The sequence below is a fragment of the Achromobacter spanius genome (genome assembly GCF_039673305.1).
GTDB lineage: Bacteria > Pseudomonadota > Gammaproteobacteria > Burkholderiales > Burkholderiaceae_B > Achromobacter > Achromobacter spanius_F.
Genome location: NZ_JBDJLJ010000016.1, coordinates 79,814 through 93,351 on the forward strand (window position 1 = coordinate 79,814; position 13,538 = coordinate 93,351).

The window sequence follows — 13,538 nt, forward strand, 5'->3', positions numbered from 1 at the left end:
ATGACCGCGCCCCAGCTCGGCAGCCTGCTGCTCGACGTCCGCCTGCCGCGCCTGGAAGTGCGCATGCTGCTGGAGCATGTGCTGGCCAAGCCGCGCGCGTGGCTGCTGGCGCACGACACCGATCCGCTGGCGCCCGAAGTCGCGGCGGCCTACGAAGCCCTGGCGCAGCGGCGCCTGGCCGGCGAGCCCATGGCGTATCTGCTGGGCAGCCGCGAGTTCATGGGGCACATGTTCCGGGTGACGCCCGACGTGCTGATTCCGCGCCCTGACACCGAGGTGCTGGTCGAGACCGCGCTGGAATGCGTGGCCGCGGTGGCGGGGCCGGCCGTGCTGGACCTGGGGACGGGCAGCGGGGCGATCGCGATATCGATCGCGCTGGCGCGCCGCGATGCGCGCGTGATGGCGTCCGACGTCAGCGCGGCCGCGCTGGCGGTGGCGGCCGCCAATGCCTGGGACCTGACGGCGGCGGTGCGTTTCGTGGAAGGCAGCTGGTACGAGGCCGTGCCCAAGGGCGAAGGCTTCGACCTGATCGTGTCCAATCCGCCCTATGTGGCCAGCGACGATCCGCACCTGGATGAGGGCGATCTGCGATTCGAGCCGCGCGGCGCGCTGACCGATGGCGCGGGCGGGCTGGACGACCTGCGGCGCATCGTCCAGGGCGCCGGCGGCCATTTGAAGCCGGGGGGGGCGCTGTGGATGGAGCATGGCTGGGATCAGGCTCAGGCGGTGCGGGATATGCTGGTCCAGGCCGGGTTCGAGGATGTGCACAGCCGGCGGGATCTGGCGGGCATCGAGCGGGTCTCGGGGGGACGGTTGCCGGCGAGGGGTGTCTGACACCCGCGATGCACCTGTTTAAGGGGTAGCGCATCTCGCTTTGGTGTCAGACACTTGGGCAGGGGCGGGGTATCTCGCTTGGGGCGGTGTCCGTTACAGGCCGACAGCGCTTGAATTTCCTGGATATACCGGCGCCGGGCCGGGGTAATCGGGGGCGTTTTCCCGGCTGTACCTATAATTGGCGTATTCCGTTTTGCCTGTCCAAGAGACCACCATGAGCGACGTTCAAGAATTCATCCGCGAAACCGTGACCCAGCACCCCGTCGTGCTGTTCATGAAGGGCACCGCCCAGTTTCCGCAATGCGGCTTTTCCGGCAAGGCCATCCAGATCCTGAAGGGCTGTGGCGTGAAGAAGCTGGTTACCGTCAATGTGCTGGAGGACGACGAAGTCCGCCAGGGCATCAAAGAGTTCTCCAACTGGCCCACCATTCCGCAGCTGTACGTGTCCGGCGAGTTCATCGGCGGTTCGGACATCATGAACGAAATGAACGAGTCCGGCGAACTGAAAACGCTGCTGGAGCAATCCGGCGCAACGGCGTAACGCTTCCATGCGGCGGCTGGTCATCGGCATCACGGGCGCCACGGGCGCCCTCTACGCGGTGCGCATGCTGCAGGCGCTGCGCGGCGTGGACGATGTCGAAACCCATCTGGTGGTGTCCGCGTCGGGCGTGCTGAACATCAAGCACGAACTTGATGTCAGCCGCCAGGACGTCTACGCGCTGGCGGACCACGTCCACAGTGTGCGCGACGTGGGCGCCACGCTGGCCAGCGGCGCGTTCCAGACCGCGGGCATGGTGATCGTGCCGTGCTCGATGCGCACGCTGGCGGCGGTGGCTCACGGCCTGTCCGATAACCTCATCACGCGCGCGGCCGACGTCACGCTCAAGGAACGCCGGCGCCTGGTGCTGATGGTGCGCGAGACGCCCTTCAATCTGGCCCACCTGCGCAACATGACGGCAGTGACGGAAATGGGCGGCATCGTCTTTCCGCCGCTGCCTGCGTTCTATCACCGGCCGACGTCCATCGAAGAAATGGTGGACCATACCGTGGCGCGGGTGCTGGAGCTTTTCGACATCGTCGTGCCCGGCCCGCACTGGGAAGGCACGTAGGAGAAGTGCGGGCAGGTGCGGGCGTTACGTTGCGCTCGGACAAGCCCGCGCTGGCAGCTCGGGAAGCGGCCCCGCGTGCGGGACTTTGCCGACTGCGGCTGCCCTTACTCCACCAGGCCCAGGCCGTTCAGCGCAGCCAGGTTTTCCGGCCATTTGCGGGCGCGCGCGTTCTGCAGTTCGATGCGCGCCCAGGCCATCCAGCCGGCCCATTCGATGCGCTTGTCCCACGCCGTGCCCCAGGCCTGCAGCGCGGCCAGGCCGGCGGCGGCGTGCCGTTCGGCGGCCTCGAAATCCCCTGCTGTCAGCGCAAGCTGCGCCAGCAGCAGGCGCGGTTCACCCACCCAAGGATTGTGTTCCACCGCCGCTTCCAGCATGTGGCGGGCGCTGTCCATTTCGGTCAGCGGATGCATGCGGGTGATGACCTGCCAGTACAGCGCGCTGGCGGCGGCCTCGTCGCGCGGGCTGAGCGTGGCGCGGCAGGCGTCGAACGCGGGCGGGATCGGGATGCCGGTGTCCTGCGGCATGCGCGACAGCGGGGCCAGCAGGTGCGACAGCATCGACAGGATGTTGGACGGCGGCTTGAGCGGGCCGGGCCACAGCGACGACGCCCAGTTCGTCTTCAGGTCGCGGCGCTGCTGCTGCGGGTAGCCCGCGAAGATCTCGTCCTGCCAGTTGTGCCATTGTTCACCGATGTCGGCGGCGGACACGACCGTGAACGCCGCGATCTGGCGCGGGGTGAAGGTGAAGGCCTGCCCGTCGGCGCCTTCCAGCGTCAGGCCTTCCGATCCCATGCCCTGGCCTTGCAGGATGGCCTGTACGAACTTCGTGCGCGGCATGGCGCAGAACAGGCTGACCCATTCCTCGGCTTCTTCGCCCAGTGCTTCGCGCAGCGTGCTGCGCTCGCGTTCGCGGTCGAACAGGGTGAGGTCGACGTATTCATTGCCGTAGACGCTGTGGAACAGGCCCAGCAGGCGCACTTCGCGCGGCTGGTTCCAGAGCGCGAGCGTGCGGTAGACGCCCAAAAGGTGATGCTTGAACGTGCCGGCCTTGTGCCAGTCTTCGCCGGCGCTGCGCGCGAACAGCAGGTCCAGCAGGACGGGCAGGTCGGGGTCCACGGCGGCGTAGTGGTCGGCCAGCAGCGCGCGCGCGTGCGGATGCAGTTCAGGGGTGGTGGACATGGCGTGCAAGGGGGTGTGTGATTGAAGGCAGGCTCTATTGTGTCCGGATGCGGCTGTGCTGTCATCGCGCTGCTTAATACGGAAATCCGCATATCAATATGAATATTCATCGCTTCCGGTTTTGAAGCGCGGTCACTAGAATCCGGGGTCATTCTTACTTACCTGTAGAGACTTCCCATGCGCCTTCGCCATTCCCTGGCTGTCCTTGCCACCTTGATCGGTTTCGCCAGCACGCAGGCGATGGCGCAGGACGCCGAACTCAAAGTGGGCGTGACTGTCGGTCCGCACGCGCAGATCGGCGAGGTCGTGCAGCAGGTCGCCGCGAAGGACGGCCTGAAGGTCAAGCTGATCGAATTCAGCGACTTCATCCAGCCGAACGCCGCGCTGGACGCAAAGGAACTGGACCTGAACATCTACCAGCACAAGCCTTTCCTGGAATCGCAGAACAAGGCGCGCGGCTACAAGCTGGTGCCGGTGGCGACCGCCGTGGTGCAGCAGATGGGCATCTATTCCAAGCGCGTGAAGTCGCTGGACGACCTGCCGCAAGGCGGCAAGGTGGCCATTCCGAACGATCCGACCAACGGCGCGCGCGCGCTGCTGGTGCTGCAGGCCGCCAAGCTGATCAAGCTGAAGGACGGCGTGACGGTGACGGCGTCGCTGTTCGACATCGTCGAGAATCCCAAGAACCTGAAGTTTGTCGAGATCGAAGCCGCGCAGCTGCCGCATTCGCTTAAGGACGTGGACGCGGCCGCGGTGAATTCCGCCTACGCCATCCCGGCCGGCCTGTCGCCCGCCAAGGACGCGCTGACGCTGGAAAGCAAGGAAGCGCCGTTCGCGGCCGTGGTGATCGCCGCGCGCGAAGACAACAAGAATGATCCGCGCATCGCCCGCTTCATCAAGGCCTACCAATCCGACGAGGTGAAGGCCTTCGTCGCCAAGCAGTTCCCCGGCGCCTACACGACGTCCTGGTAAGGCGACGGCGCGATGTCCACGCTGACGATCTATCCCGAGGACGCGCCCGCAGCGGGGCGGGTGCTGGACGACGCGGCCGAGGTCCAGCGCGAACTGGCCGCCATCGGCGTGCGTTTCGAGCGCTGGACCGCGCAGGCGCCGCTGGATCCCGGCGCGCCGCAGGAAGCGGTGCTGGCGGCCTACCGTCCGCAGATCGATCGCCTGATGGCGGAACGCGGCTACCAGGCCGTGGATGTCGTCAGCCTGGACGCCACGCATCCGGACCGCGAGGCCCTGCGCCGCAAGTTCCTGGCCGAGCACACGCACGCGGACGACGAAGTGCGCTTCTTCGTGGCGGGTAGCGGCCTGTTCGTGCTGCACGCCGAGGGCCGCGTCTATGCGGCGCTGTGCGAAAAGGACGACCTCATTTCGGTGCCGGCGGGCATTGCGCATTGGTTCGACATGGGATCGTCGCCGGCCTTCACCTGCATCCGGCTGTTCAACGATCCTGCCGGCTGGGTCGCGCAGTTCACGGGCGACGATATCGCCACGCGCTTTCCGGTCCTGCCCTAACGCTGCTTGCGCGGCACGCGCGCGGGCTTGCTTGCGCCCGGCGCAGGCTCCGTCCGGGACAGCCACATCCGCGCCTGTTGCGCCAATCCTTCCTGCAGCAATTGCGCCGGCGCGCTCATGGCGCGGTCGCGCGACCACACCACCGCCAGCACCGGATCCTCCAGCGCCAGCAGGTGGCGCGTGGCCAGGCCCTGGCGCTCGGCATAATGCGCGCCCAGGCTTTCGACGATGGCCACGCCCAGGCCCTGCGCCGCCAGCGCGCAGGCGGCTGACGACTGCGCGGCCTCGATGATGGGGCGATAGGGCAGTCCGCGCGCTTCCAGCGCCTGGCGCGTCGCGCGGCCCGCGGGCAGGGCGGGCGCCAGCACGATCGGCCCGGCGGCGGCCACCTCTTCAAGCGTCAACGCGGGCTGCCTCGCCCAGGGATGGTCCTGCGGCATGACCGCATGCAGCCCCAAAGGCGCGAGTCGCAGGCTGGAGACACGGTCGATGTCCGGCGGCGAGCCGATGATGATGCCCAGGTCGATGCGGTGGTCCACCGCCATTTCGATGATTTCCAGCGCGGTGCCGGCGCGGACGGTCACCGCCACCGCCGGATGCGCCCGGCGCATGCCGGCCATGGCGGGGGGCAGCAGGCTGGACGCCGCGATCGCGACGGCGCCGACATCCAGCCGCGCCAGCGCGCCTTGCCGGATGTCGACGGCCAGGCGGTCCACGGCCTCGATGCCGGCCAGCGCGTTGAGCACTTCGGGTATCAGCGCCCGGCCCTGGCTGGTGAGGTGCAGGCGGCGGTTCTCGCGGCTGAACAGCGCAAAGCCCAGCCGTGTCTCCATGTCGCGCAGCAGGGCGCTGGCGGCGGGCTGCGTCATGTTGACCGACGCGGCCGCGGCGGTGACGGTGTCGTGCCGGTACATCGCGCGCAGCAGCAGGAGTTCTCGACGGTTGAACATATGAAATTCATATGGAAATAGTCAATTCATCTATTTGACCATATGAGCGGCAGCCCGCCAGAATAGCCGCATCGAATCCCGAATCATCACGCCGCACAGCCGCCACATGCCCGCCAATACCATCGTCTCCGTCGCCTGCATTCCCCTGCGCCTGCCGTTCCACCACTGGAGCCCGTCGCCGCTCTTTGCGGGCCGTCCGCGCGACAAGCTGGACAGCGCGCTGGTCCGCCTGCAGACCGAGGACGGCACGGTGGCGTGGGGCGAGTCGTACTGCGTGGAGCCGCGCGCCCTGCAGGCCATCTTCGAAACCCTGATCGCGCCGCTGGCCTGCGGCCGCGAGGCGGACGACGACACGCTGCTGCCCGGCATGCAGCGCACGCTGCACAATCTGGGGCGGTCCGGGCCCGTGGTGCATGCGCTGGCGGGACTGGACATTGCGCTGTGGGACCTGCGCGCCAAGCGCGCGGGCGTGCCCCTGTACGAACTGCTGGGCGGCAGGCGCCGCGAACGCGTGCGCGTCTATGCGTCGCTGCTGCAGTACTACGGCAACGCCGAACGCCTGGACGCCGTGACCACGCGGGCGCTGGACGAGGGCTATACCGAGATCAAGCTGCACGAGCGCACCGCCGATGCGCTGGCCGCCGTGCGCCGCAGCACGGGGCCGGGCGTTCCCATCATGGTGGACACGAACTGCGCCTGGCTGCCTGGCGAGGCCGAGGCCGCCATCGACGCCATGCGCCCGCATGATCCGTTCTGGATCGAGGAGCCGCTGTGGCCGCCCGAGGACGACCGCGCCCTGGCGCGCCTGAAGCGCGCCTGCGGCATTCCCTTGGCGGTGGGCGAGAACGCCGGCAGCGCCACCGATCTGGAGCGCGTGGTGGATACCGAAGCGGCGCAGTACGTGCAGCCCAGCGTCATCAAACTGGGCCTGACTGCCGCGTGGCGTATCGCGCAAAAGTGCGCGGGTACGAGCGTCGTCTGCGCGCCGCAGGTGGCGTTCTTTGGCCCCGGCTATCTCGCCAGCCTGCATCTGATCGCGGCGCAGCAGGCCGAGGTATCGCTGGAACGCCTTTACGTCGAACTCGCGCACGTGCCTTACGGCCGCAGCGTGCCGATCGCGGACGGCTGGGTCAACGTGCCGGACGGCCCCGGGCTGGGCGCGGATCCGGAAACGGCGCTTGCCGAGGGCCGCTACAGCGCCTGACCCCCAAGGCGGCACAGGTCCAAAGAGGCCGCAAAGAACATAAACCTGGAGACAAACCCATGCATCAATCGCGCAGATCGTTCCTGATCAACGGCACGGCCCTGGCCCTGGGCGCGGCCGTCCTGCCCTGGACTCCCGCGGCGCGCGCCGCGCAGTACCCGGACAAGGCGGTCCGCCTGTTCATCCCGTATCCGCCGGGCGCGGCGACCGACACCCTGGGACGCATGGCGGGCCAGGTGTATGCGCAGGCCCTGGGCCAGCCCTTCGTCGTGGAGAACCGCGGCGGGGGCGGCACCACCATCGGCACGCGCGCGCTGGCCGTGTCGGCGCCGGACGGCTACACGATCGGCATGGTCGATTCCACGTTCACCATCAATCCCGCGCTGCTGGGCGATCGCCAGCCGTACGACGCGATCAAGGATTTCGCGCCGATCTCGCTCATGGCGACGGCGCCCTTCGTCATGGTTGTGCACCCGTCCGTCAAGGCGACCGATCTGGCGTCCTTCCTGGCGCTGGCCAAGGCGCAGCCCGGCACGCTGTCGTACGGATCGGCGGGCGTCGGCAGCGGGCCGCATCTGGCGGGCGAGCAACTGCGCCAGCAGGCGGGCGTGGATGTGCTGCACGTGCCGTATCGCGGCGGCGGCACGGTCATCACCGACCTCCTGGGCGGCCAGGTGCAGTTTGCCTTTGCCACCGTGCCCACGCTGCTCGAGCACATCAAGGGCGGACGCCTGCGCGCGCTGGCGGTCACCAGCCCGCAGCGCGCAAGCCAGCTGCCCGACGTGCCCACGTTCACGGAGGCCGGCCTGCCGGGCGTGGACATCTCGCCTCTGTTCGGGTTGGTTGCGCCGGCCGGCGTGCCCGATCCCATCATCGAACGCCTGTCGGCAACGCTGGGGGAGTCCGTGCGCAACGGTGAACTGCGCGACAAGCTGGCCGGGCTGGGTTTTCAGCCGGTGGGCAGCACGCCGGCGCAGTTCGCGCAGCGCATCCGGGACGACGTGGCGAAATGGACGGCCGTGATCCAGCGCGGCGGCATCAAGGCGGAGTAGGCGTGCGCCCAATGCAAGCGGCCCCCGTTTCCGGGGGCCGCATTTTTTCGCCGTTCAGGCGGCTGCCGGCGTCGGCGCGCGGTACGTCTTCTGGTAGTGCACCGTGAACGTCTTGAAGGCGTCCAGCGCTTTGTGGGGATCATGTCCGGGCTTGACCAGGAAGCTGTCGAAGCCGACGCGCGCCTGGTAGTGGATGGTGTCGATCATCACGTCGCCGACCGCGCGCAGTTCGCCCTGCCACTGGTAGCGGGTGCGCAGCAACTGCGCCAGCGAATAGCCGCGGCCGTCGGTGTAGACGGGGAAATCCACGGCGATGAAGTCGATGCCGGCGGGGTTCAGCGTGCCGTCGGCATCGGCCAGTTCGGCCAGGTCGGCGTCGGGGTTCAGCAGCACGGCAACCGGATGCTTGTGGCGGCGCAGCGTGGCGCGCGAGGTCTTCCAGACGGACAGCGGAACGATCCAGCCGGGCTCGTCGCCGGGCACCTGGCCTTCCGCGGGCACCTCGGGTTCGGGCACGAAGGGGCGCGAGGCGTCGGCTTCCAGCTTGCCGTTGCGGATCAGGTGCGGGCCGGGGGCGTCGTGGGCGTAAACATCAGACATGGGCGGCCTCCGCGATCTGGGTGGGTTTGGCGAAGGCAGGGTCGGCGTAGACATCCTGCTTGAAGGGATCGATGCCGACGCGGTCGACCACGTCGATGAAGCGTTCTTCTTCGCTGTCGCGCAGGCCCAGGTAGGTGCGGATCAGGCGGTCGACCACGCCGGGCACCTGATGGCGGGCGAAGGACGGTCCGATGATGCGGCCGACGGCCGCGCCGCCGCCGCGCGTGGATTCGAGATCCGGCAGCGGCTTGGCGGCGCCGTTCTGGCGGCCGCCCAGCGTGACCTGGTACCACTCCTCGCCGGCCTTGTCGACGCCGAGGATGCCGATGTGCCCCACGTGATGGTGGCCGCAGGAGTTGATGCAGCCCGAGATGTTCAGGTCCAGTTCGCCGATTTCGAACAGGTAGTCCAGGTCGTCGAACTGGCGCTGGATGGCTTCGGCCACGGGAATGGAGACGGCATTGGCCAGCGCGCAGAAGTCTCCGCCCGGACAGGCGATGATGTTGGTGAGCAGGCCGACATTCGGTGTGGCCAGGTTCAGCGCTTCCAGCTTTTGCCAGAGTTCGTGCAGGCGCGCGCGGCGCACGTCGGCCAGGATCAGGTTCTGTTCGTGCGACACGCGCAGTTCGCCAAAGCCGAAGTCGTCGGCCAGGTCGGCCACGGCGTCCATCTGGTCGGCCGTGATGTCGCCTGGCGGCACGCCCGTGGGCTTGAGCGACACGGTGACGGCGGCATAGCCGGCCACCTTGTGCGCATGCACGTTGGTGCGCAGCCAGCGCGCGTAGCGCTTGTCGGCGGCGGCCAGCGCGGCGGTGTCGTCGGTGTCGGCGGCGGCGGATGCGTCGTACTGCGGCCAGACGAAGCGGGCCTTGATGGTGTCGACGAATTCCTGCGTGATGGTGTCGGGGCCGCCCTTGATGCGCTGCCACTCTTCATCGACCTGCTGCGCATAGACTTCGGGCGTCAGGTCCTTGACCAGGATCTTGATGCGCGCCTTGTACTTGTTGTCGCGCCGGCCGTGCAGGTTGTAGACGCGCAGCGCGGCCTGCATGTAGGTCAGCAGGTCCTGCCATTCCACGAAGGGGTTGATCAGCTTGCCGACGATGGGCGTGCGGCCCATGCCGCCGCCGATCCACACGCGGAAGCCCAGCTTGCCGTCGCGCTCGACCGCCTGCAGGCCGATGTCGTGCACGCCGACGGCGGCGCGATCCTGTACGGCGCCGCTGACCGCGATCTTGAACTTGCGCGGCAGGAAGGCGAATTCCGGATGCAGCGTGGACCACTGGCGGATGATCTCGCACCAGACCAGCGGATCGACGAGTTCGTCCGGCGCGACGCCCGCGAAGTGGTCGGTGGTGGTGTTGCGGATGCAGTTGCCGCTGGTCTGGATGGCGTGCATCTGCACGGTGGCCAGCTCGGCCAGGATGTCCGGCACGTCTTCGAGCTTGGGCCAGTTGAACTGGATGTTCTGGCGGGTGCTGAAGTGTCCGTAGCCGCGGTCCCACTTGCGCGCGATGTGCGCCAGGGTGCGCAGCTGGCGGGACGCCAGCATGCCGTAGGGGATGGCGACGCGCAGCATGGGCGCGTGTCGCTGGATGTACAGGCCGTTCTGCAGGCGCAGAACGCGGAAATCATCTTCGGTCAGCTGGCCGTCGAGGAAGCGGCGCGTCTGATCGGCGAATTGCGCGACACGCTGTTCGACTAGCTGTTGGTCGACGGGGTCATACACGTACATGTCTACTGCCCTTGAAGTCTTCTCGGTCTGAGCCCCTGGAGGCGGCAGGCGCACGGCGCCGGCATGGGGGGGTTCATAACCGTAACAGCCAGCCGCCGCGAGCGTCTAAGTCATTCTGGTAATAAGGAAATAAGGCCCCCACGCCGCGCGCGCGTTGCGCGCTTGCTGCCCCCCGAGGGGGCTGCCTGTATGGACTGAGGAGATAGGTGACAGGTGTACAGGGACATGGGTGACACTTTTCCGGTTAGGTGCCCGGGAGAGTTCCATGCCTTGGAGTCCTGTTACCGTGAACGATCAAAAAAGCGAGTTTGTGGCATTGGCCAGCCAGGCCGGTGCGAGCGCAAGGCGGCTGTTGAAGCCTACTTACTTGTATGGGCAGTCACATTGTTCTTGCGCAAGGCTGCGTTTGTCGCCTACAGCGCCGCGTTGACTGCCCAGCGCGCCACCAAAACCAGGATGGTCACCAGGCAGGCGGCCAGCAGCAGGCCGGTGGCGATGAGCGGGCCGGGTTTGTTGTGGGCGATGTCGGCGTCGTAGCCGCGGCCGCGGCGCACGCCGAAAAAGGCCCAGAGCACGGAGCGGACCGTGCGCAGGATACTAAGCATATTCGGCTCCTGGATGGGCGGACAGGGCCACTGTAGACGCGGCGGCCGCGGGCCGGCAGATGCAGATCCGCTTCAGACGGCCGTATCAGATGGCGGCGCGGCGCCGATGCCGCGCACGATGTGTTCCAGCAGTTCGCGTGCGGCCGGAGAGATGTGGCGGCCGGCGCGGCTGAGCACGTGCAGGCTGCCCTGGTTCAGGATGGGATTGGCCAGCGGCAGGCTGGCCAGCCGCTGCGCGCCCATGTCGGCCGTGACGGCGATCGGCGGGGTGAGGGCGTAGCCGATGCCGGCTGCGGCGAACTGCCACAGCGCCTTGAAGGACGAGGTGGTCAGCACGTTGTGCAGGCGCACCTGCTCGCTGATTTCGGCGGCCTGGATATGCTGGCGCACGCCGAAGCCTTCCTGCATGGAGGCGCCGGGGTAGTCGGCCAGGTCGGTCAGCAGCAGGGGACGCCCCAGCCGCGTCAGGGGATGGTCCTGGCGCACGATGGCGCGGATGGGTTCGGGCCGCGAGTAGTGCGTGCGCAGGCGGGCGTCGGTGGGCGGCTGGAACACCAATCCTATATAGGCGCGGTCGTCCACGATGCGCTGGACGATCTCGGACGTGCGGGCGACATCGATGTCCAGCGTGACTTCCGGATGGCTGCGCCAGTAGCCGGGCAGGACGCGGTCGAACATGAGTTCGACGAAGCCCTCGCCCAGCACCAGGTCGATGTGGCCTCGTTCTGCCTTGCGCAGGCTGTCGATCTCGGAAAAGAAGCTTTCCTGGATGTTCTGCTGACGCGTGACGTAGCGGGCCAGGATGTGGCCGGCGTCGGTGGGCACCACGCCGCGCCCGCGGCGTTCGAACAGCGCCATGCCGCAGTCGCGTTCGAGTGCCGCAATGGCCCGGCTGACGGCGGAAGGGTCCATGTCCAGCGCTTCGGCCGCGCCGCGCACCGACCCCCGGCTCATGACCTGCATGAAGTAATGGGTGCGGCGGGAATCGAGTTTTTCATCCATGGCGCGTGCTCCGTGGCGCAAGTGCGGCGGAATATCCACGGAATTTGGCTAGGGTTTACCCTAGCTCCTGTCGTTTCCGTGCAAAATTTTCCCAGGAATAGGCGTTCCGTTGCATTTTACGCAACGTTAATGCCCCTGTGGTGTCATGGTTGCCCGCCAGGCCCACGGGCGAAAATTCCCAGTTCCGCCCGAGCGGCCGGCGCGCCCTGCGCCGCCTGTCCGGCCTGCCCGGGAGGAGGGGCGCCATCGCCGCCCCGGCTTGCGGTCCGCCGCCACGACTACTACTCACGTTTCAGGGGAATCCGATGTCTCATGCCAGCGCCAGCCTGGCCCTGCCCACCATGCCGCTATCGGACCGCGTCCGCATGCTTGCCGCCATTTTGCTGGTGGTGGTCATTGCCGAAGCGATCGGTAGCGTCACCTTCGCGGTGGGCCCCGGCAAGATCATTCTGCAGCCGATGCTTTGGGCCATCTTCATTGGCGCCGTCGTCGCGGCCTTCGGCCAGCGTCTGCCCGCGAGCGTCGGGATCGACAAGGCCATGCAGACCCGCATCAGCGGCTATCTGCAATACGCGCTGCTGCCGTTCCTGGCCAAGCTGGGCCTGATGGTGGGCGGCGCCTTGCCGCAGGTGCGCGAGGCCGGCTGGGCGCTGGTGTTCCAGGAATTCGGCCACTTCTTCGGCACCATGGCCATCGGCCTGCCGCTGGCGCTGCTGCTGGGCATCAAGCGCGAGGCCATCGGCGCCACGTTCTCGGTGGGCCGCGAGCCCAGCCTGGCGATCATCGGCGAGCGCTATGGCATGAATTCGCCGGAAGGCCGCGGCGTGATGGCCGAGTACATCACGGGCACCGTGATCGGCGCGCTGTTCGTCGCGCTGATGGCCGGCTTCATCACCAGCCTGAACATCTTCGATCCGCGTTCGCTCGCCATGGGCGCCGGCGTGGGCTCGGGCAGCATGATGGCCGCCGGCGTGGGCGCGATCGCTTCGCAGCAGACGCCGGAAATGGCGCATCAGGTGGCCGCGCTGGCCGCTGCGGCCAATCTGCTGACGACCGTGGTGGGCGTGTACTTCACGCTGTTCATCTCGCTGCCCACGACCATCTTCCTGTACGGCAAGCTGGAACCCGTGCTGGGCCGCTTCTCGCGCGGCAAGGCCGACGAGGCCGTCGTGGACAGCAGCGTGTCGGAAGACGTGCCCGCGCACAACGCCAAGATGGGCTTCGGCGACCGCCTGACCGCCTACGTGATCTGCGGCCTGTTCGCGCTGGTGGGCAACCGCCTGGGCTACAACGTGCCGTTCGCGGACGCGCTGCCCGGCATGGGCATCATCGTCCTGCTGGTCGTCCTGACCGATCTGATCCTGCGCGTGATTCCCAAGCTGCCGGCCGTGTTCGTGCTGTCGCTGATCGCCATGACGGCGGGCTGCCCCGGCGTGCTGCCGTACTCGGACCAGATCATCGCGCTGGTCGGCAAGGTGAACTTCCTGCCGTTCACGACCGTGATCCTGGCCATGGCCGGCCTGTCGATCCTCAAGGACCTGCCCGCCTTCCGCAAGCTGGGCTGGAAGATCGTGGTGGTGTCGCTGGCCGCCAACGCCGGCACCTTCCTGGGCGCCACAATGATCGCGGAATTCTTCCACTGATCCGACTGCGCCAGACGAGAAGGCCGCCTGCAATCAGGCGGCCTTTTTCATCGTCGAGCCGTCTCAAGATGAAAACGCCCCCTTGGGGGGCAGCAAGCCGAA

At 67.7% G+C, this 13,538-nt stretch carries 14 protein-coding genes; 8 read left to right on the forward strand and 6 right to left on the reverse strand.

What is annotated here, in order from left to right:
• The 3 genes from prmC to ABE485_RS15510 all read left to right on the forward strand — a co-directional run bounded on the left by prmC (position 1) and on the right by ABE485_RS15510 (position 1,943).
• A complete protein-coding gene (gene prmC / locus ABE485_RS15500) occupies positions 1–834 on the forward strand; it encodes a peptide chain release factor N(5)-glutamine methyltransferase (protein ID WP_346516154.1) in 834 nt (277 codons plus the stop codon).
• 214 nt (positions 835–1,048) lie between these two features.
• Positions 1,049–1,375: a Grx4 family monothiol glutaredoxin gene (gene grxD / locus ABE485_RS15505; protein WP_076517441.1), complete on the forward strand. Its 327-nt coding sequence runs from the start codon at positions 1,049–1,051 to the stop codon at positions 1,373–1,375.
• A gap of 7 nt (positions 1,376–1,382) precedes the next feature.
• Positions 1,383–1,943 (forward strand): UbiX family flavin prenyltransferase, encoded by a 561-nt coding sequence (locus ABE485_RS15510; RefSeq protein WP_346516155.1) that lies wholly within the window; start codon positions 1,383–1,385, stop codon positions 1,941–1,943.
• Between the two features lie 104 nt (positions 1,944–2,047).
• Here the strand turns inward: ABE485_RS15510 and ABE485_RS15515 are convergent, their stop codons facing one another.
• Positions 2,048–3,121: a DUF6817 domain-containing protein gene (locus tag ABE485_RS15515; RefSeq protein ID WP_346516156.1), complete on the reverse strand. Its 1,074-nt coding sequence runs from the start codon at positions 3,119–3,121 to the stop codon at positions 2,048–2,050.
• A gap of 177 nt (positions 3,122–3,298) precedes the next feature.
• Here ABE485_RS15515 and ABE485_RS15520 point away from each other — a divergent pair, with 177 nt between their 5' ends.
• Together ABE485_RS15520 and ABE485_RS15525 are read left to right on the forward strand one after the other, a co-directional pair.
• Positions 3,299–4,093, forward strand: a complete 795-nt coding sequence (locus ABE485_RS15520; RefSeq protein ID WP_346516157.1) for a MetQ/NlpA family ABC transporter substrate-binding protein — start codon at positions 3,299–3,301, stop codon at positions 4,091–4,093.
• A gap of 12 nt (positions 4,094–4,105) precedes the next feature.
• Positions 4,106–4,645 carry a 1,2-dihydroxy-3-keto-5-methylthiopentene dioxygenase gene (locus ABE485_RS15525; protein ID WP_346516158.1) on the forward strand — a complete coding sequence of 180 codons (540 nt, stop codon included), beginning with the start codon at positions 4,106–4,108 and terminating at the stop codon, positions 4,643–4,645.
• Here ABE485_RS15525 and ABE485_RS15530 read toward each other — a convergent pair.
• A complete protein-coding gene (locus tag ABE485_RS15530; protein WP_346516159.1) occupies positions 4,642–5,595 on the reverse strand; it encodes a LysR family transcriptional regulator in 954 nt (317 codons plus the stop codon). The genes ABE485_RS15525 and ABE485_RS15530 overlap by 4 nt on opposite strands.
• 106 nt (positions 5,596–5,701) lie before the next feature.
• Between ABE485_RS15530 and ABE485_RS15535 the strand changes: the two genes are divergently transcribed.
• Together ABE485_RS15535 and ABE485_RS15540 are read left to right on the forward strand one after the other, a co-directional pair.
• Positions 5,702–6,799 carry a mandelate racemase/muconate lactonizing enzyme family protein gene (locus ABE485_RS15535; protein ID WP_346516160.1) on the forward strand — a complete coding sequence of 366 codons (1,098 nt, stop codon included), beginning with the start codon at positions 5,702–5,704 and terminating at the stop codon, positions 6,797–6,799.
• Between the two features lie 59 nt (positions 6,800–6,858).
• Positions 6,859–7,851, forward strand: coding sequence for a Bug family tripartite tricarboxylate transporter substrate binding protein (locus tag ABE485_RS15540; RefSeq protein ID WP_346516161.1), 993 nt, complete (start codon positions 6,859–6,861; stop codon positions 7,849–7,851).
• Between the two features lie 54 nt (positions 7,852–7,905).
• Here ABE485_RS15540 and ABE485_RS15545 read toward each other — a convergent pair whose 3' ends face one another.
• The 4 genes from ABE485_RS15545 to ABE485_RS15560 all read right to left on the reverse strand — a co-directional run bounded on the left by ABE485_RS15545 (position 7,906) and on the right by ABE485_RS15560 (position 11,793).
• Positions 7,906–8,451 carry a DUF934 domain-containing protein gene (locus ABE485_RS15545; RefSeq protein ID WP_346516162.1) on the reverse strand — a complete coding sequence of 182 codons (546 nt, stop codon included), beginning with the start codon at positions 8,449–8,451 and terminating at the stop codon, positions 7,906–7,908.
• Positions 8,444–10,186 carry a nitrite/sulfite reductase gene (locus ABE485_RS15550; protein ID WP_346516163.1) on the reverse strand — a complete coding sequence of 581 codons (1,743 nt, stop codon included), beginning with the start codon at positions 10,184–10,186 and terminating at the stop codon, positions 8,444–8,446. The genes ABE485_RS15545 and ABE485_RS15550 overlap by 8 nt, the downstream gene beginning before the upstream one ends.
• 413 nt (positions 10,187–10,599) lie before the next feature.
• A complete protein-coding gene (locus ABE485_RS15555) occupies positions 10,600–10,791 on the reverse strand; it encodes a DUF2970 domain-containing protein (protein ID WP_346516164.1) in 192 nt (63 codons plus the stop codon).
• Between the two features lie 72 nt (positions 10,792–10,863).
• On the reverse strand, positions 10,864–11,793 hold the full coding sequence (locus ABE485_RS15560) for a LysR family transcriptional regulator (protein ID WP_346516165.1): 930 nt from the start codon (positions 11,791–11,793) through the stop codon (positions 10,864–10,866).
• Between the two features lie 305 nt (positions 11,794–12,098).
• On the opposite strand from ABE485_RS15560, the gene ABE485_RS15565 reads away from it, so the two are divergent.
• Positions 12,099–13,436 carry a DUF3100 domain-containing protein gene (locus ABE485_RS15565; protein ID WP_346516166.1) on the forward strand — a complete coding sequence of 446 codons (1,338 nt, stop codon included), beginning with the start codon at positions 12,099–12,101 and terminating at the stop codon, positions 13,434–13,436.
• The last annotated feature ends 102 nt before the right edge of the window (positions 13,437–13,538 follow it).